We start from the raw sequence: 25,404 nt of genomic DNA on the forward strand, positions 1-25,404 counted from the left end.
AGCGAGGATACGCTGTTGGGGATTGATTGCGGGTTTTCTTTTGGTATGTGGACTGCTGATGCAGTACTTGGCGCAAGGCTCCCCTCAGTCAGGGGAGCCAGCAGGATTACAGAGCAGCGTTGTAGTCGCGAACCTTGAGGGTGCGGTGCGAGGAGGCCACGTTCTCCACAATCAGACGCTTCAGAGCGTTGTCTGCAGCGAAGTGCTCCTCCAGCCAAGCGTCACCGAGCTTGGTGAGCGTAGCCGGATCGGCGTAACCCGGGTAGAGGCCATTGAGCAGTGCTTCAGCCATGTGGTAGGTCTTGTTGGCCCAAATCCAATCCACGGTCTCGAAGTACTTGGATGCGAACGGTTCAGCCAGATCAGTGCGCGGCGTGGCGGAGAAGCCACGGGAAACGGATTCCAGCTGGGAGTTGGTCAGCTCAGTGTTGTTGAGTGCCTGATCCCAAGCCCATTCCTTGGCTTCCACCGTGGGACGTGCGGCACGAGCGCCGAGAGCGAACTCACGGTTGACGATGGAGTCCTTCTTGGCCAGCTGAGCTTCGATCTCGTCATCGCTCAATGCATTGACGGAGGTGAGGGACTGGATGATGGTCCAGGTGAAGTTGTTGTCGATCTCCAGACCAGGCAGGCTCACCGTGCCGTCGAGCAGGCCGCGAGCGTTGGCCACGAATGCCTCGTCGCCTTCCTCACCGTAGCCGAGGTATGCGGTGATGAGCTGGAACTGGTTGTCCGAGCCGGCTTCGGCAGCGTTGGCCAGCGTCCACAGCTCGGCGGCCACGTGGCGAAGCACGTCTTCGCGGTGAGCCGGTGCCACATAGTGGTGGGCGGTGGTGCTCATGCAGGCCAGTGCGTAGCGGAAGGTGGTGGATTCAGTTTCGGTGGCCAAGAGGCGCAGGGTCATGTCCACGAAGCGTTCTGCCGGGAATTCGCCGTCGCGGGTCATATCCCAGAAGGCCAGCCAGGTCACGGCGCGAGCCAACGCATCGTCGAAGCGGTGCAGGTTGGCTTCGGCGAAGGCCTGAGATTCGGCGTCGAAGCGAATCTTGGTGTAGGTCAGGTCGTCGTCGTTCACCAGAATCAGGGCCGGGCGCTGCTTGCCAGCGGCAGCTTCCACGATGGTGGTTTCGCCGTCCACATCGAGCTCGAACTGGTCGGTGCGCACGATCTTGCCGGTGGCCTTGTCTTCGTTGTAGAAGCCGATGGCCAGGCGATGCGGGCGCAGCACCGGGTGCTCTTCGGAAGCGGTCTGGGTGAGCTTGAGCTCGGCAATAGTGCCGTCAGCGGCTTCGGAAACGGAAGCTGCGATGGTATTGATGCCGGACTCCTCGAGCCACTTGGCGCTCCAAGCCTTCAGATCGCGGCCGGAAGTCTTCTCCAGTTCGCCCAGCAGGTCAGCCAGTGTGGCGTTGGAGTAGGCGTGACGGTTGAGGTAGCTGTTGATACCGGCGAAGAACTGTTCGCGGCCCACGTAGAAGGCCAGCTGCTTCAGCACGGAAGCGCCCTTCGCGTAGGTGATACCGTCGAAGTTGACGTAGGTATCGTTCAGATCGTTAATCGGAGCCACAATCGGGTGCGTGGTCGGCAGCTGATCCTGGCGCAGAGCCCAGCTCTTTTCGCCAGAGCAGAAGGTGGCCCATGCGTCATGCCATTCGGTGGCTTCGGCGGTAGCCAGCGTGGAGGTGAACTCGGCGAAGGATTCGTTGAGCCACAGATCGTTCCACCACTTCATGGTCACGTAATCGCCGAACCACATGTGGGCGAGCTCATGCAGAACGGTCACCACACGGCGTTCGGCAAGAGCGTCGGTCACCTTGGATTCGAACACGTAGGAGTCGCGGATGGTGACCATACCGATGTTTTCCATAGCGCCAGCGTTGTATTCCGGCACGTAAATCTGGTCGTACTTGGCGTACGGGTATGGCACGCCCCAGGTCTTGGCGTAGAACGCGAAGCCCTTCTTGGTGATGTCGAACAGGTAATCCACATCTTTGGCGAATGCTTCAGCGAGGGACTGACGGCAGTACTGGGCCATCGGCACAGTGCGGCCATCTTCATTGTGGTATTCGGTGTGCCATTCGGCGTACGGACCGGCGCAAATGGCGGTGAGGTAAGAGCTCATCACCGGAGTGGTTTCAAACTTCCACAGGCGGCTGGACTCGTTCGGCTTATCGCCCAGAGTGCCGTCAAGGGTTTCGCGAGCGTCATCTTCAACGCTGGCAACCGGCATATTGGAGGTGACGATCCAGCTGGTTGGGGCCAGCACCTTGAAATCGAAGGTGGCCTTCAGATCAGGCTGGTCGAATACGGCGTAGACGCGGCGAGCGTCCGGCACTTCGAACTGGGAGTACAGGTAGATGTTGCCATCGGAAGGATCAACGGAACGATGCAGGCCTTCACCGGTGGTGGAGTAACGGCACAGTGCGGTGACGGTGACTTCGTTCTTGGTCTTCAGGTTGGTCAGCTCGATGCGGCTGTCCTGGTATGCCACGGCCGGGTCAAGCTGCTGGCCATTGAGTTCGATGGAGGTGACTTCGTCGGCGATCAGGTCAAGGAACGTTGAGGATCCTTCCTCAGCGTTGAAGCAGATCAGCGCCTTGGAACCGAAGTTCTTTGCGCCAACGGTCAGGTCAAGGTCAACATGGTAGTGAATTGGCGCTTCGACTACGGCCTTGCGTTCTTCGGCCTCGATGCGGGTCAGATTAGAACCTGGCATTGTGTTCCTTTCATAGAAAAGCCTCCCTGTTTGAAGGGAGGTGGCGCCAAGCGCCGGTCGGAAATACGGCTTTCAGTAAAAGTCTGCAAGTACGACTCTAGCGGGTCAGGGGTATTACTTCCCTAACCCGCCAGAGTTTCAGCAAATGAACAGTTTGGATGATGTGCTCAGCGTTGACCTGCTCAGTGCTGGTCTATGATGTCAACATCCTGGGCAATATCAGCCACAACCGGCACAATCATCGGCTTGCGATGCAGCTGACGTGCAACCCAGCTGCCCAGCGTACGGCGCATAATCTGCTGCAGCTTGTAGGTGTCGCGAGTGCCCTGCATCAGAGAATCGTTGAGCTGTTCGACAATCTGATGGCGAACCTTATCGAATTCGCTTTCGTCTTCAGCCACAGCGTTCAGGTAGATCTTCGGGCCGGTGACAACCTCACGATTGTCGGTATCCACCACCACGAATGCGGAGACGAAGCCCTCGGTACCGAGGATACGACGCTTCTCCAGCTCGTCATCGGTCAGCTCGCCGACCGAATCGCCGTCAACGTACACGTAGCCGCATGGCACGGAGCCCACGACTGCGGCCTTGCCATGGTAGAGATCCACCACGTCGCCGTCTTCGGCCAGCACCACGTTCTGCGGGTCAACGCCGGTCTTGACTGCAATCAGGCCATTGGCCACCAGGTGACGATTCTCACCGTGGATAGGCATGGCGCACTTCGGCTTGACGATGTTGTACATGTACAGCAATTCGCCTTCGTTGCAGTGGCCGGACACGTGCACGGCAGCGTTATCGCGGTTCACCACCTTGGCGCCAAGCTGCACGAGCTTGTTGATGACCTTGTACACGCCATGCTCGTTGCCTGGAATCAGGGAGCTGGCGAGAATCACCGTGTCGAATTCGTTGATGTGGATATCGCGGTGGTTGCCGTCTGCGATACGGCCAAGAGCTGCCATTGGCTCGCCCTGGGAGCCGGTGCACATGTACACCAGCTTGTCATCCTGAATATCGTTGGCCTGCTTCAGGTCAACGACTGTACCTTCCGGAATATGCAGGTAGCCGAGATCGGCGGCGATGGACATGTTGCGCACCATCGAACGGCCGACGAACACTACCTTGCGGCCGTACTTGTGGGCGGCGTCCACCACCTGCTGCACGCGGTGCACGTGGGAGGAGAAGCTGGCCACGATAATCTTGCGCGTGGCCTGAGCGAATGCCTGATCCAGGGCCGGTCCGATGGAGGTTTCCGGCTTGACGAAGCCAGGCACCTCAGCGTTGGTGGAATCCATCATCAGGAGGTCCACGCCCTTTTCGCCGATCTTGCCGAATTCAACGAGATCGGTGATGCGGTGGTCGAGCGGCAGCTGATCCAGCTTAATATCGCCGGTATCGATCAGGGAGCCGGCCGGAGTCTTGACGTATACAGCCAATGCATCCGGAATCGAGTGGGTCACATTGATGAACTCGAGATCGAATGGGCCCACCTTGAGCTTTTCACGACCGGAAACCTCCACCTTGGTGGGGTTCTGATGATGCTCCTTGCACTTGGCATCCACGAAGGCGAGGGTCAGCTTGGAGCCAATCAGCGGAATATCCGGACGCAGCTTCAGCAGATACGGCACGCCACCGATGTGGTCTTCGTGGCCGTGGGTCAGCACCAGGGCATCGACCTTGTCCAGGCGATCCTTGATGTAGCTGAAGTCCGGCAGAATCAGGTCGACGCCCGGCTGCTCCTCTTCAGGGAAGAGCACGCCGCAGTCGATGAGCAGCAGGTGACCGTTGTATTCGATCACGTTCATGTTGCGGCCGATTTCGCCCAAGCCACCAAGCGGCGTAATGCGCATGGAGCCCTTGCGGTACTTCGGCGGTGCAATCAGCACGGCGTCCTGCTGCGGAGCGGTGGGTGCCTGATTGATCTTGCGGGACTGGTTGTTACGGCTGCCAGCGCCCTTGGCTCCCTTGCGAGAGGAGCCACGACGGCGAGAATTATTGTTCTTTGTTGTCTTCTTTTGTTCTTGTGCCATATCTTCTTGGATTTTTCTGTTGTTTGTGCTTCTGCTCTGTCATGCAGAAGCGGCGGGCTGGCAACCCGTGTACAGCAGCTATTTACAGCAGTCCGGCAGCGCGCATGCCTTCTTCAGCCTTGTCAAGCTGAGAAGCATCAGGGCCAATGTTGGGCAGACGCATGGTGGTGGAAGGAATGTATCCCTTAACCTTGAGTGCGGCCTTGGCCATAACGGCCTGATAGCCGTCACCATTCAGCGCGTGGACGAGAGGAGCCAGCTGGTTGGCGAGACGACGGGCAGTGGTGATATCGCCACGGTCGAATGCCTGGACAAGCTGCTGCATAGGGTTGGATGCAACGTGGGCAATCACGGAAATGATGCCGACTGCACCGATGGAGAGGAACGGCAGGAACAGACCGTCATCGCCGGAATACCAGGCGAGACCGGTACGCTGCTGCTTCTCCACTGCGGCTGCAAGATCACCAGTGGCGTCCTTAACAGCCTTGACGTGTTCGAGTTCGGCCAGACGGTCATAGGTTTCCACCTTGACCTTCAGACCGGTACGGCCGGGGACATCGTAAACGATGATCGGCTTTTCAGCGGATTCATCGACGGCCTTATAGTGGCCGACGATACCGTCCTGAGAAGGGCGGGAATAGTAGGGCATGACGACGAGCACTGCGTCGGCACCGGCTTCCTGGGTCTGTTCGACCATGCGCACGGTGTGTGCAGTGTCATTGGAGCCAGCTCCGGAAATCACCGGAACATTGACTGCTTCCTTGACGGCCTTGACCAGTTCGACCTTTTCTTCCATGTGCGTTACTGGTGATTCGCCGGTGGTGCCATTGACCACCAGGCCGTCAGCACCATCGGCAACGAGGTGCTTGGCGAGCTCAACCGCAGCGTCAAAATCTACACTGCCGTCTGCCTTCATCGGGGTAACCATTGCCGGCAGAATGCGGCCGAAAGGCGCAGGGTCAAGAAGATGCATGTCATGCTCGCTCATAATGCTCACCGTACTTCCCATTGTGGACGCTTATGTAACCTGCATAAGGTCCGTTTGTGTGATGGTTGTGATTGGTTGTGATTGATTGGTATTGGATTGGTTTACAGATCGAGGAAGTGGTCAAGACCAACGGTCAATCCAGTTGGGGCGTCGCCGGCCAGCTTGCGGACTGCAAGCAGTACGCCTGGCATGAAGCTGGTGCGGTCGAAGCTGTCAGCGCGAATGGTCAGCTGTTCTCCGGCGTTGCCGAACAGTACTTCTTCGTGGGCATTGAGGCCGCGAAGACGAACGGCATGCACATGAATGCCGTCGATTACCTGACCGCGGGAGCCACCATCGGTTTCAGTGGCATCCGGTACCGGAGCCATGCCAGCAGCCTTGCGAGCTTCGGCAATGCCGCGAGCAGTGTGGATGGCAGTGCCGGATGGAGCATCAACCTTAGTGGGGTGATGCAGCTCGATGACTTCAGCGGATTCGAAGTACTTGGCGGCCTTGGTGGCAAAGTAGTCGGCTAGGACTGCGGAAATGGCGAAGTTCGGTGCAATGAACACCTTCTGAGTTTCCGGCTTTGGCCCCTCGGCGATAGCTGCCTTGACCTGGGCAAGCTTCTCATCGGTCCAACCAGTGGTGCCCACCACCACGTCCACGCCTTGGCCGATCAGGGTAAGCACGTTGTTCAGGCTCACGCTCGGTACCGTGAATTCCACGACTACATCAGTGTTGGCCGGGGTGATTTGAGTCAGATCATCGCCGGCGTCCAAAGCGAGCGCCAGCTCGGTGTCTTCGGCGTTGTTGACTGCTTCGACCACATGCGAACCCATGCGGCCCTTGGCACCGACCACGGAAACCTTGATCATGACTCTCCCCTGCTCCTATTGTGTACTGACTATGCTGACTTCGGCTTGTTCGGCTTATGCCGAGCGTCATTTCATCATGTCTGCGTCTGCTTTTTTAGGCGTTGACGCCCACACGTTTCATGCGTATGAGCGTCATAACCGCACATCATTGAATCGGCACATAGATTATCACTCAGCCGCATGCAATCCAATGAAATGTCCATGAAATGCAAGCGGTGCCGACACCCTGGCTGCTCGTCGGCTTAGGACCGTCGTTTTGCCAGCCACCAGCCGCACAATGCGATTGGTACTGCCGCCAGAGTGAAGAGGAACGGCAGCATCATGCCGACATGAGATCCGGCTGAATCCAATGCGATTCCAGCCACTGAGGATCCGATTGACGTGCCTACAGTGCCGGCTGTAGTCACCCAGCTCAAGCCTTCGGTCAGCGATTCGGCAGGCACAAGGTCTTTGACGATAAGATTGCCCGTTGCGAACAATGGTGAAACGGTGAGGCCGGCCAGAATTTCCACGATTCCCAGCAGAATGAGATTATCCATGGTTAAGCGGAAGAAGACGTACCCCACGGTCAGCAGCGCTAGGAACATCACCATATGTGCCCAATGCGAGCCTTTGAGCTGACGGGAACCGAATACCAGTGCGCCAACGCATGAACCGACAGCGAACATTGCCAACTGGATGCCTAGGAAGGGTTCCAATCCCATGGCTTTCATCGTTGCGGTGATGGAGACATCAAATGACGTGAAGCTCATGTTGAATACGATGAACACGGCCAGCAGAGGCAGCACGCCGGCATACAGAAGCACGCTTTTGGGTTTTGGAGCTTGTGTTTTCAGCTGGCGCAACGTCAACTGATCGGCCGTTCCTGTAGCAAGATCGCTATCTGCAAAATCGGCAGCCTGACCGGTCCGGTTCTTTTCGGACTGAGCTGGCACGGTGATTTCCTGCATGATGATGTTCGGCTGCGTGGATTTGAGCGAGAAGAATATGGTGCCGCCGATGCCACAAGCCAGCGTGGGCACGAAAAGCTGGGATACGGGATGCACTGAGGTGGCAAGCCATGCCGCCAGAATCGGGCCGAGAATGAACACAATCTCATCAATGGCTGCTTCCATAGCGTAGGCTGTGTTCAGCAGTTGATCGCTGTTTTCTATGTTGCGTAACGCGTACGCCCAGCGAGTTCTGACCAGCGCGCCAAAGGAGAACTGGGTAAAGCCCATGATGATGGCCAATACGAACAGTACTGCTATGGGGACGCGGATCAGGGCTGCGCCAGCGAAAGACAGCATGGCGATGATTTGCACGGCGAGCGCAAGCCGACCGACGCGAGCCTGACCGAAACGGTCGAAGGCTCTGGCGTAGAACGGCGTGACGCATGACATGGCCAACACGTAGGCGGCGCTCATAGTGCCGGCAATCGTCCAATTGTTATACAGATGGTTCAATGCCAGAACGATGCCGAGGCTCATCATGGAGATCGGCAAGCGTGCTACTGCGCCGGAAATGCAGAAGGCCTTGGTTCCCGGCAATGCGAACAGCCTCCCGTATGGGGAGGAAGAGGTTGCATACGACTTGGTGTCAACACGAGCCGTAGACACGGTGCACTCCTTACTGGTACGTTCGTCCGGCACGTGCGCCCGCCCACACGTGCCTTCCGAGGGTCGCGGATCCTGAGCAACGTCACGCGGTGCGTTTCTCCCGCGGATAGATGCTCTGCTTCTACGCATGCTGATGGTTAGCGGTCGGATGGAGTCCGACCGTGTCTTAACCCTTCAGCGGCATCTAGTCATAAGCGTTGTGTGCGCTTAGTCGTTGTCAGATTGTTCAGGGATTCCGGAGCTCAACTCGGTAAGGATTTCCTGTTTTGTTTTACCGCGAGCGTGGAGCTCGCGTAAGTCTGCATGAGACTCACTGACATAGTAGAGGGTAGCGTCGATACTCTCCAGTTCCACATCTTCCACCACGGAAAGCAGCAGTCTGTACATATCCAATTGGGCGAGTTTGCGTTCGATGTCTTCCGGCTTAGTGGGTCGTTTTCCGGTTTTCCAGTCAACCACAGTGAAGCATTTGGAGGAATCTGAGGTATCGAGCCCGCCCGCGAAGACGGCATCCAGCTTGCCGTTGACCAGCCCTATTCCAGGCACATCAACCACAATTGATCGTTCTGCCCATATTGGTGTGCGCTGAGCCCAGTGTGATTGAGCGAGTCTCTCAGCCCATACCTCCATATTGCCGTCCGAAGGTACCGGCACTCCCCTGTATTGGTCCGCGTACTGGTTCGTGTGCGGGTTCGCACATTGACCGATGTATTCAGCTGCGGCACCATATTCTCCCACAATGGGCGACGGCTCACGATTCGGATGTTCAACCGGATTGCCGGCATTCACGAATCGTTCGGCCCAATCATGGAAACGTGTGCCTTCCTGCGCTGCCGGCGAGGAGATGCGCGGTACTGGGCGAACGATGTAACGCCAGTAGTCGCGTTCTTCCTTGTCTTTCATACCGCCAACGCGGGCTTGCAAACTGGTGACGTTCTGTCTGCCGGCCGCGAGAATACGTTGCGCTTTGGCTTTCACCATATCGTCAAGTAGCGCATTGTTGTCACTGCCGCTCATCAAATCGACGTCATCGGCCAAGAGTTGCGCTCGTTGGGATAGCGGCCCACAAATCAGCGTTGAGGTTTCTCCGCCGCTCGTCACTGCCTGTTGTGCCTGACTGATGGCTTGTTGTACTTCTGGAATACTGTGATTCAACCGTTGCCGGATGTTCTGGCTTAATAGCGCCGGCCATAAGAGATCCTTGCTTTCGCTTGTCTGGTTCAACGGCGTACGCCATGCAGCAGCGATTACGGCGTCAGCGTATTCTCCGGCCGCATCTCCTACAAAGAATCCTTGAGGCGCCGCGATGGGTTCTCCCTCTTGAGTGGCAAGTACTGCTGCATCACCAAGTTGTTCCACGCATTGCTGTGCACCGATAGCATGCGGGTGAGCGTGCAGGGCATCATGAACCTCCATCCAGAAGTTGGAGGGTGCAGCCTTTTTCGCTCCCTTCTTCACCTCGGACGGATCTCTGCTGGACTCGTTGGCATGCACGCTGTAGGTCATTACAGCGTCGTTGCGGGCTCGTGTGAGTGCCACATATGCGAGGCGACGCTCATCGGCATGCAATCTCCGACCATATTCTTCCTTTTGGGTCAAATACCAGCCGCTGCGGTCCGAGTCTTCAACGCCATCTCCGATATCACGCAACGATCCAAAAGCCTCATCATCGATAGCTTCTACGCTATCCAATGACTGCAGCACGGTAAGAGGATCAGCATCCGCATCAGCGTCATGGGGGAAACGCGGCAAGATACCCGCATCGGCACGCATCGGCACTGGCACTGCTACGGGATTAGTCAGCCATGAATTCGCTGTTTCATGGTATTCAGGAGCCTGCCATTGGCCTTGTTCCATGCCGCCTTCGTGACCTTCCTGCAATGTCACGGAGAGATAGTCGCCCTTGTTACTGGGGAATCCTCCCTGCGTCATACCTACAATTGCCACAGCATCCCATTCCAAGCCTTTCGACTGGTGAACAGTCATAAGCTCGACATCTACTGGAGCATCCGGCAGATTAGCAGCTTCATCTTGCACACTCTTCAGATAGTCGGCCCATGCCATGAATCCATGCAATGTTGGCATTTGGTCGGCGGCGATCTCCTGCGTGTACGTATCGACCAAATCCACGATGGCGTTCATGGGCATTCGGGCGATAGTGGGGTCTAAATGACCATCGCTTCGCACGGCATGAGCTACAACAGCGTCAACATCAAGGTTCAATGCTTCGATTGCCACGCGAATCACTTCCGCCAATGGTCGTCCGATAGCATGCTGCACTGTTTGCACTGCTTGTGCGGCTTGCGCAACGCCTTGCTGACCATGGCTGCTCAACCGGCCCAGATGCGCGGCAAGATCATTCTGCATCAGCAGATCTGGAACAAATACCGCGTTAGCCACCTGGTCACGATGTTCACGTACTACTGCCGCCTGCTGTGCCACGGGAGTATCGGCAGGCACCAGCCCTGCTTCAACAAGCGCCCTGAATCGTTGTTGCGTATTGAGTTCTTCGGCAATACGAGCCAATGCAGTCAAATCGTCCGGAGACAAATCGAATCTTGGAGTGGCAAGGAGACGCATCAGCGCTCGAGTATCCGTCCGGTCGGCTGCAACATGGAGCAACGCCATAATGTCATGTATTTCCGGCCGCTCCAGCAATGCGGAATATCCGACTACAAAAGTAGTCAACCCCGCCTGTTCAAGCGCTTCTTGATATAACGGCATGGGTATTTTGGAGCGGAACAATACGGCTACATGAGCCTGATCATGCTCAGATTTGCCGTATTTCTTTACTGCATGCTTGCAGAAACGTACTACCGCATCGATTTCCTGGCCGCCTGTTTCAAAACCAAGTACGCCAAGCGTGCCTTCTGGGGCATCATCTAAAGCCCGCAGTGAGGAAACATCGACTTCCTGCATCAGCGAACTTGATGGGCGCGAAGGCCATGAACGCAGAGGCAAAGTAAGATTGTTCGCGGCTTCAAGCACAATTCGACTATTGCGTCGCGTAACGGATAGCGGGAATGGCTTGGACCCAGCCGGCATATGGAACCCATGCTGGAACATGCGGAAAGCTCCAGGACTGGCACCACGCCAAGCGTAAATGGACTGGAACGGATCACCCACAGCATTAACCGCACATTTATGCTCATCGTCTGGATGGAAGAGCGCCGCAATAAGAGCAGCCTGTGTGGTGGAAGTATCCTGATACTCATCCAACAGCACATGGCTATACCGGCGTCGGGTCCGCTCTCCAATGGAAGGGAAACGTTCAATCAGCTGATACGCCGCAATGGTGAAATCGGAGAATTCCGCCATATTGCGTTCCTGCTTAGCTTGAGCATATGCTCGAACCAGCTGCAGCAGCACCTCGCGTTTGCGCGTTGAGGTGAGCAATTCGCCGCAACGATAGACGCAGAACGTGTGCATCTGCTCGGCACGAGTGTCAAGCTTGGCTTGCCAGCTGGCATCGGTATCTTTTTTCGTCTTAGTGATGTTGCGAATCTTGGGCTCATCTTCGGGGATGTCTTCTCCCTCGAGGTTCTTGTTCAGAACGTCGATAAAAGCGTTATCCCACTGACTTACCCTATTCATCGCATCTTCGAAATCAGTGCATCCGGCACCAATCATGGCACTGCCGATTGCACCCGATAGCTTAACGACATTCTCGGCCACCGTGGCGAGCGCACCAAGGTCTTCATGGAATACCAAATCCATGTGCTGGTCGATGACCTCGATGGCGAGCTGTAATGCGCCGGCTTCGCTTAACGGCTGCGTATTCTGATCGAAGCCAACCAGCAAGCCATATTGCCGTACCAACGTCTGGAAGAACGCATCGTAGGTGAAAATCGCTGGCTTCAGGAATGCATGATCCCATGACGAAGCAATATGTCTGGTATCAGACACATTTCCGAATGTGGTAGTTGCTCCTTCTGAGGAGGCAGGCTTCTTCGAACTGCTGGTATCGCTCACTGCGGCTGATACGCGTTCAAGCAATTCTCCGGCAGCTTTACGTGTGAACGTCAGACCGAGAATGCGTTCAGGGGCAACACCTCTGTGAATCAAGGCAATAATGCGTTGAGTCATGGTAAAGGTTTTACCGGAGCCAGCTCCTGCGACTACCAGCACGTCCTCGTCTGCGGCAGCATTGATGATGGCCGCCTGTTCTGGGCTTGGTGTGAAGGTGCTCATGCTTGCCTCGTTTCAAATACGGTGTCTACCTGACCTGCGCATGCCGGGCATACATGTTTCATCCGGCAATGCTCAACATGGGTAGGCTGCGGATGCGCATCCAGTTTCGCCGATCGGCTAGCTGCCGCAGCATAGAACACGCGTGAAATCATGGTGAGTGACCACATGGTCTGGGTACCCGCAAAGCTCACGAACTGTTGCCACGCGTCCTCGCTCACATGCTGTGGCTTATAGTCCAGCGTCGGCACAGGCATGTCGTAGAACTTATCCGGCTTGCGGTAGCCATGCCGCTCGGCGAATGGTTCTGCATTGAGGCTGCCATCAGTGAATAGCGGCGGCTGGAATGCTCCCTCAGGTGCACGGCTTTCCGCAGGAGCGGTTTTTCTTGCAACATGGAACAAGGCGCTTTGCCCTATGCTTGGAGCCTTGCGCAACGCGGCTTCTCCACGAGGACCATTCTCCGGGAATACCAGTCCTAGCTGATAGCACACCAACTGAAGATCATTGAAAATTTGTTTGAGGGTTGGGACCGCACCTGTCTTATAGTCGATAAGACGTATGTTCACGCTTCCATCGGCAAGAACACGGTGTTCTACGCGGTCCATGCGCCCGGAAAGTCTCACAACAAGGTCTTCACTCATGCCTTCAGGCCATCCTCCGACCAATGTTCCCATGAGTTCCAGTAGCGCGGAACGATCTATGGCATGCATGCCAGGAACGGCATTGTATGCGGCGAGAATGTCGTTTAAGTCAAATCGAGCCGCGAATTGTGACTCACAATCGACGTCCTGCAATGTACCAATATTGAACTTGCCCAAGTTCTGCGCCAGATAGGATTCCTTCGGGGACAGAACGAAATAGCTGGCGATGTTATGCAACATATCCGCTGCAGCATTATCCTTGCGCACAGCTTGGTACCGCTCACGGGTATCAGCTATGGCGTTAGGGTCAGGCCGTTTCTCTTCATATATGGCCGAAAGCCTGGCACCGACTGCTTGAATACGTTGTTCATTGCCTGCAGAAGCATCTAATCCCAATGCCCGAAGTGCTTCAAGATCAGTATCAAGACGGTCCAGATGTTCTTCACTGCCCTGTTGAGCCACCGCGTGAATCAACGTACCGAATCCGGCATTCACGGACCCCGGCTGTGGGCCGGCGAATTGATGCTCCAACAGCCAGCACACCGGGCATGCCCATAATCCATCCACTGCCGAAGGCGATAGGGTGACTATCGGCGCACTAGTCGTTGTATGTGCCGCACCCGTCTCAGAACTACCTGCACTATCACCAGGTTCACTGTTATCTGAATCATTCTGGGAGACAAACGCCCAATTACTTGGTTCGGCAACATCAATGCCATGCGCAGCCAATATGCCTAATGCCATAGCTGCATCACGTTCCTGATCGGCATGCTCTGATGTACGAACAAGTACAGCACGCGCCGCAGCCACCAAATCTCGTGGAGAACCGTCCAACCCAGAACATTCGACGGCATCGGGATGCTCCTCTTTGCCGGTTTGAGCATCACCGTACCCCACCACGGTAAAATGGGCCTCTTTTTTATTGCGGGAATAATGTTCCGGCAAATAAGCAAAGAGGAAGTCCGAAGGGCTGCTGTCATCATTCCACACTGCGCTAATGCATACTTGTTGAGAAGCTCTGGTTAGAGAGACCAGGAAGCTTTTCTTCTCACTGGACAGCACTGATATGAATCGTGGATCATGCCCTTGTGCATCAGTACTAGCAAGAGCTCCTCGCAACACCAATTCCGCAAGCTCTTCACCACCGAACATCGTGTTACGCTCGGCAAGATTCGGCCATACTCCCTGCTCAACTGCAGGAATCCACACATACGGCCAGTGGCGCCCAGCCGCACCAGCCGGAGTAGTCAGACTAACTGCATCTTCAACCGGCCCAACATGTGCCAGGGAATCCGCCTGAACTTGCATATTGCGAACTTGGGCTATAAATCCTGTGATATTGGAGCTGGCAGTAGCATCTTCAGCAAATTGGAACAATCGCATAGCCGCATCCAACCTATCATTGGCGGCTCGACCATCCGGCGTATTTGCGAGCGCGACCTTCTGCCATGCCGATGCCACACCCGTTGCATGCCAGGCAATAGACAACGCATTGCTTGGCGTATTCCGTTGATCTTCTGGCAGTACACGCAGATTGTCGCTTACACGATCAACAAGATTCCACAGGTTGATGAATGCCTGAGCCTGAGGATCATCGCCCAATACAGCATGTATCGAAGCAAGCACCTGCTGCGCAGGAGCCGCATCATCGTCTATAGCGAGCATGACATACAGCGCATCAACGCCAAAGGCAAGATCGTTACGAGACGTATCATCCACAACGGTGTCATCAATATCAACAGATAGTCCAGCATACCCTGCAGCATCGTTCGCATCCGAATCCGCTGCGGAATAATGTGCAGCAGACTCCCTCAATGCGCTCCACCCATGAATCAACGCCCCTAGTGAACCTTCGTCACTAGCTACTGATGCCAATGATTCCAAAGCATCCATAGCGGATTCAATTGGTGCAAGACGTGCAGCCTTTCCCTGCCCAGGTTTCTTTCCCGTGGTAATCAGAGGCCCGTTCATCAACGTTCTTACTCGCGCACGAATATATGCGGCCATCTGCGGCAATGTCATAGCGCAATGGCCGATGCCCTCCACTCGCAGGAAAGCAAGTTCAGCAAGGGCGAACAGCCCTTGGATGCAAGGCTCATCTTTGAGGGGCCGGGTAACGGACGAATACCGGACTGGCACTCCATCACGCCGGAGGCGCTCGCCAAATACGCGCACTGCAGCATTATCGTGCGCGATAATCGCCATGTCATTCCACTGAATATGCCGATCAAGGTGAGCTCGCTTAATACGCCATACCACATCATCAAGCTCTTCTTGTGTGGAACGGTATAAACCTGGCAACACGGTTCCGTCATCTGATGAAGACTGCGTATCCGCCGCCAAGGCAGCAGTCAGTTTGCCGGGACGACGTACAGGGGGCAAATCCTCGTCTTCTTCCGAGGGGATAGACAACGATACGCGGGAGGCGACCGCATTCAGATACGACGCACCATTCGAACGGCTCATATCCCCTTGTTCCGAATCCAGGGGCACAACAATGGCACGCATAGAGCCATGGACAGCACGTATCATCAGATATTCGGGGTACGATCCACGGAACGTTTGCACCGCTTCATCCGGATTGCCAATCATCACCACTGCAACGCCGCACTGATGCAATTCTTCCAAGAACCGCATGCCCGCTAGCGTAATATCTTGCGCATCATCCACCACCACAAGACGCGGAATACCCAATTCTTCCAGATCTAATGAGGATTCAATCTGTTCTGATTGGTGTGAACCAATAACATGCTGCCCCAGCAGGCGCTTGTCTGCATCATGCACCTCTCGGGCACCGGCCACCAGCAGATACGATGCGTCCAAACGATATTGATCCGGATACGATTCAACTTGGGCATGAATATATTCCGCACGCAAGGCGAAAGCCAAGCGCCACTGGACAGACAGTCGCGCATCCGTCGCCACCGATTCCAGCAAAGACGGTTCTTCACGAGGACCGATTCCAAGTTCATCCAATCGTGCCAGCATGTCTCTTAACTGGCTGATGAAGGCATCCGATATGCCGCGTTCGAACACTTCGGCACTGGTGGATCCTCCAGCAACCACACCATTGGAGTCTAAGACCAAAGACGCCCATTCCGATTGCGCGAAATACTCGCGAAGCAGCACACAGGTTGCACATTCATCGCCAACTGCGGCATGCTTCATATGTGCCGCCATAACCCGTCTCAGCAACGCATCCTGTTCAGCACCATTCAGCAAGCGCGGTGCGGGCAGATTTCGAGCAGCACGAGATGCGGCAATCACGCGAAATGCAACCGCGCCTAACGTAGTCACTGGGCGCGCTTGAGTGGAAAACCCGCGTTCACGAATTACCCGATTACCTAACTGGTCCGCGGCAATACGGCCAGATACCGTCATTACAGCCTGGGCATCGCCGTACCTGCGCATTCCTTCCAGCAATACGGCAAGCGCATACTCTGTTTTTCCAACACCTGGCACCCCAATAACCAGCCTCGCCGCACCATCGCGTTCGATGCTGTCCAACAGCAGTGAAGTGTTCTTGTTCTCATTCATAGTTTCAAGACTAAGCCCCATTATTCATTGCGGTAAATTTTTTCCCTGCCTGAATTGTGCCTTTATGCTGGCAGTATCCTGAATTAAGGGGTGTATTTTTCCAGCGTAAGGGGGAGGCTCTCGATGTCCGTTGTCATCGCACCGCCGCAACTGCCAGGCTATGATTTCGTGCAACGATTAGGCTCTGGCGCCGCGGCCACGGTTTTCCTCTACAATCAGCGCATGCCGCAGCGTCCTGTTGCGGTGAAAGTCAGCAATGCCACGCTTGATCCGCGAGCCGCCGCGGCTTTCAGCCGTGAAGCGAATTTTATGGCCAAGCTTTCCGCCAACCCTTATATCTTGTCGGTGTACGATGCTGGCGTCACCACAGATGGTCATGGTTTCATGGTTCTTGAGTACGCCTCTGGCGGTTCGTATAACAATGCCATGAAGTCTCGCTCCATGACATGCGAGCAAGTACTGGATCTTGGAATCAAAATTGCAGGCGCACTGTATACCGCGCATCGCAACAACATTATTCATCACGATATCAAGCCCAGCAATATTCTCATTACCGCTCAAGGGTTGCCTATCCTGAGTGATTTCGGCATATCGACTCATGTTTACGATCGCAATGCCACTGGGTTTTCCCTTCCCTGGGCACCTCCTGAAGTGCTTGAGCATCGAACGAATGGGTCGGAAACCGCGGACATCTATTCACTGGCCGCCACGTTATATGCGTTGCTGGCAGGGTGTTCGCCATATCAGCACGAGTATCATCCACATACGCAATCAGAGCTCGCGGAGCTCATTATCAATCAGCCGCTTCCCCGTATTGGTAGGCCTGATGTTCCGGAATCCGTAGAAACGGTACTAGGCAAAGCGTTAGCCAAGAATCCCGAACAACGGTATTATTCGGCTCTTGAATTCGCGCGCGCCATGCAACGGGTGCAGCACGAAGAATATGGTCATATCACTCCATTGGTCGCGAATGGTGTGCCACCATACCCGAAAGATGCGCTCAGGCGAGCCAACAAGGCGACCACCAAACATAATCCTGAAAAAATACGCCGCAACTGGCTGAAGCCGGCAATCATCGCCACCGCAGTAATCGTAGCCATTGCAGCCGTTATCGTGACGTTTATTGTTGTTGTGCTGCCTCGAATGGATACTTCATCAACATCCACTACCACGCATGTGGACGCCTCTGGTGTCGGTGATGCCGAGCGTAGCCGCAATACTACTGACGATTCCACGGCCGATACAGCGAATAGTCAAGTTCCATCACCTGAGAATCTTGCCGGCCAGTACGCTCAAGACAATACTTCAGTAACTTTTACGTGGACGAATCCAGATCCGCAAAGCGGAGACAGCTATGCGTGGTCATTCGTATCATCCGACGCTGCCGATCACAATGTGCAAACCACCACTACAACAGGCACGTCGATTTCAGTGGAGCCACAAGATGGCGCGCAAACCTGCATTCAGGTTTCCATAGTGCGCGCTGACAGACAAATGTCCACCAGTCCAGCAATGGCCTGTGCAGCAAAGCCGTAATCGGGCTAGTCTAGTTACAGGGGACAAGAGGAGTTCGGGGGAATTATCATGGCTGCACCGTCTGCGCCACGTGAGCGGCATCGCTTACGTGCCATTGCGCGTCGCATATCGCCCTTTACCAATCGCACATGGCTGATGCCATTGCTAACTCTTCTTGCTGTGCTGACTCTGATTGCTGGAGCGGTAATCGTAAGCACCGTTACTCGCCGTCATGTGCAATTGGATGACGGCACTGTATGGGTTACTTCACTCAGCCATCAAAAAGCTGCACGTTTCAATGTGAAGAATCAGGAGGCCGATGCCGGCATCTCTTCCTCGGCTCCGCGATTCAATATTGTTCAGCACAACAGCAGCACCGTGCTTACAGAGCCGAGTCAGGCTACTTCTATCAAAGCGTCCACGGTGAGCACCGACGCGCAAACTGACATCAAAGCTAATACCACAGCCACGGAAGGCGGTGGCACTATTGCTTTTATCAACGAGAAAACCGGCAATGTGTGGGCTGGACCAGATGATCAACTTGATTCACTCACCCCAACCACCTCAGAACCTCAAATGCAGCTGGGTACAGGAGGGCGCATTGCGGTAACCCACACTGGCGAAGTCTATGGGTACCGACCATCAGACGGCATGGTTGTAGTGCTTCGCAACCCAAATGATTCCAAGGCTCAAGAATTGAAATCATTGTCAGACGGCAAGTCGCAATCCGCGGATAGCTTTACCGTCATCGGGGATACACCAGTAATCTCATCCGGCAATACGATATTGTCCGCATACGGGCAAGAGACCGTCAAAACAACGGGTCCATTAACGCTTCAAGCTCCTTCCACTGACGGCAAGCAGCATGAGTGGGTTGCGGCAGCCTCCTCGCAAGGCCTCGCCATCATGCAACTCAACTCTCATCATGCGGTGCAATTCCTTACTACTGGAGCCAAAACAGATCCCGCGCAGCCAGTGTCCACCAATGATTGCGTGTATGCGGCATGGAGCCAACGAGCCAATAACTACATTCGCGTATGCTCAGCAGAGGGTTCGGATAAGGATTTCCAAACGCTTGAGTCAGTGAACGCTACTTCTGAACTCGTGTTTCGTACCAATCACAGGCTGGTGGTGCTCAATGATGTGACGAACGGCAACGTATGGAACCCTAATCAAGACACTAAAGTCATAAAAATCCAATGGAACACCATACAGACCGAACAGAACACGCAGGAACAGAACACTAATGATTCCGCGGATAATCATCATGATTTTTCAAAAACCTGTTCGGCACAGTCAGGCCAAATCAGAGCCGAAGATGACCAGATTGGAGCCCGTGCTGGTTCAGAACAGATTCTTGACGTACTGCGCAATGATGAGCAAACCGATTGTTCAGTGCTGAAAATTACTCAAGTGAGTGCAGTAAACGGTGCCAATGTTACTGTTGCGCCGATTTATGACGGCCGGTATTTGCAATTGGATGCATCCTCCGCGTCTTCCGGAACAGCAACATTCTCATACGATATTTCAGATGGACGAGGGCAAACTTCGAATGCCACGGTAACGGTCACTCTTGCAACTCAAGGCAATCATGCTCCTGTACAATCCGACACTCCGCCGGAAATCAGTGTAGAACAAGGCGCCAGCTATACGGCAAATGCGCTCGGCAGCTTCACCGACCCTGATGGAGACCCTTTGACGCTTGTTTCCGCCGTACCTGAAAACAGCGACCAGGTACAGGTTTCCACAAGAGCTGACGGCCAGCTCACCTTTAATACCGGAGCTCAAGCGTCAGGCCGTGTCGGAGTGGAAGTCATTGTTTCCGATGGCGAGGCAACCGGCACCGGTATGGTGTATTTCTCTGTGAAGCCGGCCAATACTTTGGCTGCGATTATCGATCCGGTAACGAAAACCACAACGCCGGAAACCGATACCGTTATCGACCTCACTCCGTATGTACATGGCACTTCCATACAGCCTGCGCAGCTCAGTCAGGTGGATACTCCCGATGGGGCGACCACAACCACCAATGCTGCAGATATGTCCATTTCGTTCAGAGCATCAAACCCTGGCACCTACTATGTGCCCTACACCATCACCCAAGGTTCCATTCCCGCCACGGGCCTGGCACGAGTAGAAGTGCAGCCAGTCGCCGGCGAATCAGCAAAACCTGTTGCGGCCAATGATGTGGCGCTGCTCGGAGCGGATAATACGGCAATCGTGGAACCGTTGACCAACGATGTGGACCCTATGGGTGGTGTGTTATCGGTTACGTCGGTAAGTGCTGCCGCCGATTCAGGTATCAAAGTTGGGTTGGTAAGCCACAAGCGTGTGTATATCACCGCACGTCAGGTACCCACCAAGCCCACGTCCATTAGTTACACAGTCGCTAATGCAGCCGGCACATCCACTGGAACGATTGTGCTGCAGCCACCGGCTTTGACTGCTTCCAGTTCAGTTCCGAAAGCCCGTAATATCAACACGCAAGTGCGCACTGGAGGCATTGTCTCCGTGGACGTGCTGGATTATGTGGATTATCCGGACGGCACCACCGTGCAGCTGAAAAACAATCTGCAATACGATAAGAAAACATTTAAAGGACTTGCCTTCGTATCCGCAGATACAGTCAGGTATCAAGCATCGCAAGAAGCTGGCGTTTTCCCACTCACCTATACGGTGGAAGACAACCTCGGTAACGTAGCTTCCGCAACTATCACCATCACAGTGCACGAAAGCAATGCCGAAAGCAAAGCTCCTCCAACGCCTCATAATGCGCAGGCACAGGTGGCTGCAGGGCAGAAAGTGCGTATTCCCATCACGCTTACCGGTATTGACGTTGACGGCGATGATGATCAGCTGCTCGGCTTGGGCAACAAAGCGCCCTCCCTCGGCCGCATAACCGAAGTAGGCTCCGATTATCTGGTGTATGAAGCGTATCCGGATTCTTCTGGTACGGATACCTTCTCGTATGCCGTTGAGGATTGGACAGGTCAGCGAGCGCAAGCTCAAATACGTGTAGGCGTGTTCCAAGGCGCGTCCGACTCTGGCGTGTATGCGCGCGATGATGAGATTACGTTGCGTCCTAATACGGCAGCCACGGTTCCTGTGGCCCAAAATGATATTTCAGGCGACAACACTGATCTGACCGTGGATACAACCGTTGAGGCGCAGGGCGTTGAAGGCGTAACAGTGAAAGATAACATGATCTCTTTCACTACGCCGGCTAACGCGACCACGGCGTACATCGCTTACACCGTTCGAGATAAGGCGGGTCTTTCCGACACGGCCACGCTGAGCGTAACAGTTGACCCTAATGCCCCCATAGAACCGCCTACCGCATACGACTATCGTGTGCCATCTGCTGCCACCATTGATAAGAAGTCAGTAGATGTTGACGTTTCCCAATGGATTGCGAACCCGTCCGGAACCGCAGACGAGCTGACCGTTGGCGTGCACCCTTCAGCTGCCGATCATGCACGCGTCAAGGGTGGAAAGAATTCAACCATTATTACGGTTGATCTCACATCTGAAGCTCGCGCTGTTCCGTATACAGTGACCAATACGAAATACAACATCACTTCCACTGCATTCATCCAAGTACCAGCGTATGGCGTGTTCCCACCCACATTGCGGCCTAAAGCGCCAGAGCTGAAAGTCAATGCGCGAGAAAGCATACAGATCAATATCAATGATTATGTGCGTGTAGGCGCTGGCAAGGAGCCATATATCGAGAGTGCAAGCTCGGTAAGCGCAACCAAGGCCTCGAATTCTGATCTCTATGTCAACGACACTACGCTGAAATTCACTGCCGACGCGGATTATGCCGGTCCAGCGTCCATCACGTTTACCGCGGTGGATGGCAAACCTGGTTCATCTAAAACCAAAATCATCAATTCTGCTGTTATCACCCTGCAAATCACGGTGATTGGTCGAGATGTTCCACCGCCGACATTCTCATCCCCCACTATTGATGTTGAAACTGGCGCAGAGGCGAAAACCATTGATTTGACTGCGCTGACTCACTCGCCTAGTGGACTGTATGATGACGAAAAACAGTACACCTATTCAGGCGGAACCTCTTCCGGCCCGATTAAAGCAAGCCTGTCTTCATCTGGCTTATTGAAGATTTCCGCAAGCGTTGATGCCGCGCCTGGCACTACAGTCTCCATTCCTGTATCCATCAAATACAGCAAGGGAACTGTAAATGCGGGCATTACCGTACGTGTGGCAGTATCCACGCGTTCTCTGGCACGTATCAGCAACAAAACACTCACTATTAAGGCAGGCTCCACCGAGTCAGTGAACATACTGGCTGACGCATATAATCCATTCCCCGAAACAGCCTTGACTGTGGTCAGCTGCCGCACGGATAACGCTTCTCAGTTGTCTGTTACCAGTTGTGGTTCGTCAGGTACTATTGCCGTGACCGCCGCATCAGATATTGGGGCATCCTCAAACACTGTACTGGTCACCATTCAGGATGGCACCAAAACCACAGAACGTGAAGTGACCGGTAGTATCACGGTTTCTGTTATTGATAAACCAGACGCTCCGCTGCTCTCCCCGGTGGCTGGCGATCCGCAAGACGGTGCGGTTAATCTCAACTGGACGCCAGGAGCGGCGAATGGTAGTCCTATTACGGATTACAAGGTTCAATGGAGCGGTGGTGCTGGCTCAGGGGAGAAATCCTGCGGCGCGGTAACCGCTTGCCAAATCACCGGGCTTACCAATGGAACAACATATTCCTTTACAGTCAGCGCCAAGAATGAGGTGGGATGGTCCCAAGCATCCAGTGCCGTCACTGCCACACCCGATCGAGTACCTTCCGCACCGTCCAACGTTACCGTGGAAGGTGGTAACAAGAAGGCTACAGTAACCTGGAATCCTCCGGAAGGTGATTTCAGTGCTGTAGACAATTACACCGTAACTATCAGCGGTGCCGGAGCACCTCAAACTCAGGAAACCGGCAGTGCAAGTACACGCCTATCGTTCGAATTCAATAACAACGACATTGCGGACGGTGCCACCATTACGGCTACGGTCAAAGCTCACAATAAAGTGAATTGGGGGCCGGAATCCGCAGCTTCCAGTCCACAGGATATTTGGGGAGATCCAGATAAACCCAATGTGAGCATGACCAATGATGGCACCACCGTTACGGTAACTGCGTCTTCCGTCAATAATCGCAACGCCGGCTGTACTGGCATAGCACTGAGTGGCGCCGTACAAGCCACCGTCGACTGCGCCAACGGCACTGCCACGTTCACCGTGCCCGAAAATGCGCTGAATGTCCGCGAATACACTGTCAAAGCAGTAGTGCAAACAACGCGCAAAGCCAATCCGGCACAAACTGAAGTCTCATACACGCCTCAATATCAGGTTCAAGCTCCTACTGGCGTACGAACTTTCGGTTCCGGCGATCAATGCACCGTCAGCTGGTCCAAGCAAGGGCTGGCCCAGTCGTTCCTTGTTTCTGCAGACGGCATAGGCTCTACGACGGTCAAAACAATATCGCATTCCTTCACCATGGATCCTTGGGCAACCTGCAATGGTGCTTCAGTACAGCAGGAATTCAATGGAGCAACAAGCGAACCGGCTACTGGAGGCCCCGCATCAGGAAGCCCATACACGTATCAGGTTCCTGCATCCATTACCGCACCGAATGAATTACGGTGGGGCGATAACGAGCATATCGTTAACGTTTCCGGCGGATTCGTTGATACGTACGGCAAAGATGCGACTATTCAGATTCTCATCAATGACCAGCCATTCACGTGGACACCCGGACAGCCGCTCGATGTGACCGGACTGCCAACCGCAGATTCCTATACATGGAGCGTAAAAGTCACCGGAAATAATGGCCTCACAGGGCTCGACAGCACCGCGTCCGGAGGCACTATCCAAGGCACAAGACCAAATGTCTCCAGTGAAACAACCTCACTGAAGGCATCCGCCCATGTGAGCAGGCTCACTGAAAACCCGTGGATATTAGGACTTGCCAACACCCCTCAATAATCCACGGCGACCATCAGTACCCCACACTTCCAACCACCAGATTCCATTACCAAGCAGCCAAAACCCCACCACAGAGCCCCACCACAGAGGAGCATAGGAGAGAGAAACAATGAGCGAGCACATCAATGACGAAACACAGCTTTCCCAGTTTTCTGACGCCACACAGCTATCAGACCGTACTCAGCTCGGCCATATACCGCATGGGCATGCCGTCGATCCATCATTCAATACGAATAACGCGTCTGCTGACTCAGTGCCCTCAGCGCACTCCACGCCCTCAGTCTCCCCCTCCCTGCCGGCAAGGCCTGTTCCGGCCATCACCGCATTCCAACGATCATTCAATGCCTTGGTAGCAAACATTTCCACAGTGGTTATCGGCAAAACCATCCCGATCAAACAATGCGTCACCGCATTGATGGTTGGCGGCCATGTGCTGTTGGAAGACAATCCCGGCACTGGGAAAACCCAATTGGCGCGAGGCCTCGCCAATTCCATCTCCACCAGTTTCAAGCGTATTCAGTTCACTCCGGATTTGCTGCCATCAGACGTGGTAGGTGTCACCTTCTACGATCAGAAACGAGCGGAATTCGAATTCCGCAAAGGTCCTATTTTCGCTTCCATCGTGCTGGCCGATGAAATCAATCGAGCTTCGCCGAAAACGCAGTCCGCTCTGCTGGAAGTCATGGAAGAGCAAAAAGTCACCGTTGATGGCCAAACACATGATGTGCCACAACCTTTCATTGTGATTGCCACGCAAAACCCCATTGAGCAACTCGGCACTTATGCTCTTCCCGAAGCGCAAATGGATCGTTTTCTCATTAAAACGTCAATCGGCTACCCCAGCCATGATGTTTCGCTGGATATTCTCAAGCAAGTGGATGTTACGGACCGTGCGCAAACCATTTCACCAGTGCTTACCGGCGAAGACGTTATTCGGCTACGTAAAATAGCTGCGGAAGTGTACGTGGATGACGCCATTCGCGAATATATTGTTCGCATCGTTGAAGCAACCCGGCACAATGAGCGTATTACAGTTGGCTCCTCCATGCGTGGCGCATTAGCGCTCACACGTTGTGCCCGAATCTGGGCTGCAGCAGATGGACGCGCATATGTTGTGCCGGACGATGTGAAAGATCTTGCCGTAGCAGTGCTCGCGCATCGTATTCTTCTCACTCCAGAGGCAACCTTTGATGGCACCACTGCCGAAATGCTGATCGCACAAATTCTTGACGATGTACCGGCTCCCACCATCGGCGCCTGAACGCCCCCACCAAAAACGTATGTAGTGCCTCAACGAGACGACGATAAAAGAGACGAAC

At 54.5% G+C, this 25,404-nt stretch carries 10 protein-coding genes; 3 read left to right on the plus strand and 7 right to left on the minus strand.

Going from position 1 to position 25,404, the window contains the following annotated elements; all coding sequences use genetic code 11:
• Positions 1-106: 106 nt before the first annotated feature.
• The 7 genes from pepN to AC1AY0_RS11390 all read right to left on the minus strand — a co-directional run bounded on the left by pepN (position 107) and on the right by AC1AY0_RS11390 (position 16,555).
• Positions 107-2,716, minus strand: coding sequence for an aminopeptidase N (pepN, locus tag AC1AY0_RS11360; RefSeq protein WP_476524332.1), 2,610 nt, complete (start codon positions 2,714-2,716; stop codon positions 107-109).
• A gap of 182 nt (positions 2,717-2,898) precedes the next feature.
• Positions 2,899-4,743, minus strand: a complete 1,845-nt coding sequence (locus AC1AY0_RS11365; RefSeq protein WP_476524331.1) for a ribonuclease J — start codon at positions 4,741-4,743, stop codon at positions 2,899-2,901.
• 82 nt (positions 4,744-4,825) lie between these two features.
• Complete coding sequence (gene dapA, locus AC1AY0_RS11370) at positions 4,826-5,731, minus strand: 4-hydroxy-tetrahydrodipicolinate synthase (protein WP_476524330.1); 906 nt, start codon at positions 5,729-5,731, stop codon at positions 4,826-4,828.
• A 101-nt stretch (positions 5,732-5,832) separates the two neighbouring features.
• Positions 5,833-6,588, minus strand: a complete 756-nt coding sequence (dapB, locus tag AC1AY0_RS11375; RefSeq protein WP_476524329.1) for a 4-hydroxy-tetrahydrodipicolinate reductase — start codon at positions 6,586-6,588, stop codon at positions 5,833-5,835.
• A 242-nt stretch (positions 6,589-6,830) separates the two neighbouring features.
• Positions 6,831-8,186: an MFS transporter gene (locus AC1AY0_RS11380; RefSeq protein ID WP_476524328.1), complete on the minus strand. Its 1,356-nt coding sequence runs from the start codon at positions 8,184-8,186 to the stop codon at positions 6,831-6,833.
• A 207-nt stretch (positions 8,187-8,393) separates the two neighbouring features.
• On the minus strand, positions 8,394-12,377 hold the full coding sequence (locus tag AC1AY0_RS11385; protein WP_476526454.1) for an ATP-dependent DNA helicase: 3,984 nt from the start codon (positions 12,375-12,377) through the stop codon (positions 8,394-8,396).
• Positions 12,374-16,555 carry a PD-(D/E)XK nuclease family protein gene (locus tag AC1AY0_RS11390; protein ID WP_476526455.1) on the minus strand — a complete coding sequence of 1,394 codons (4,182 nt, stop codon included), beginning with the start codon at positions 16,553-16,555 and terminating at the stop codon, positions 12,374-12,376. Before AC1AY0_RS11390 ends, AC1AY0_RS11385 begins: the two co-directional genes overlap by 4 nt.
• Positions 16,556-16,678: 123 nt before the next feature.
• Between AC1AY0_RS11390 and AC1AY0_RS11395 the strand changes: the two genes are divergently transcribed.
• The 3 genes from AC1AY0_RS11395 (at position 16,679) to AC1AY0_RS11405 (ending at position 25,346) form a co-directional block, all read left to right on the plus strand.
• Positions 16,679-18,091 carry a serine/threonine-protein kinase gene (locus AC1AY0_RS11395; RefSeq protein WP_476526457.1) on the plus strand — a complete coding sequence of 471 codons (1,413 nt, stop codon included), beginning with the start codon at positions 16,679-16,681 and terminating at the stop codon, positions 18,089-18,091.
• 48 nt (positions 18,092-18,139) lie between these two features.
• The gene (locus tag AC1AY0_RS11400; RefSeq protein WP_476526459.1) at positions 18,140-24,085 is read left to right on the plus strand and encodes an Ig-like domain-containing protein; all 5,946 of its coding nucleotides are present in this window, start codon (positions 18,140-18,142) and stop codon (positions 24,083-24,085) included.
• Between the two features lie 109 nt (positions 24,086-24,194).
• Positions 24,195-25,346 carry an AAA family ATPase gene (locus AC1AY0_RS11405; protein ID WP_476526461.1) on the plus strand — a complete coding sequence of 384 codons (1,152 nt, stop codon included), beginning with the start codon at positions 24,195-24,197 and terminating at the stop codon, positions 25,344-25,346.
• The last annotated feature ends 58 nt before the right edge of the window (positions 25,347-25,404 follow it).

The organism is Bifidobacterium sp. LH_416, assembly GCF_056357055.1.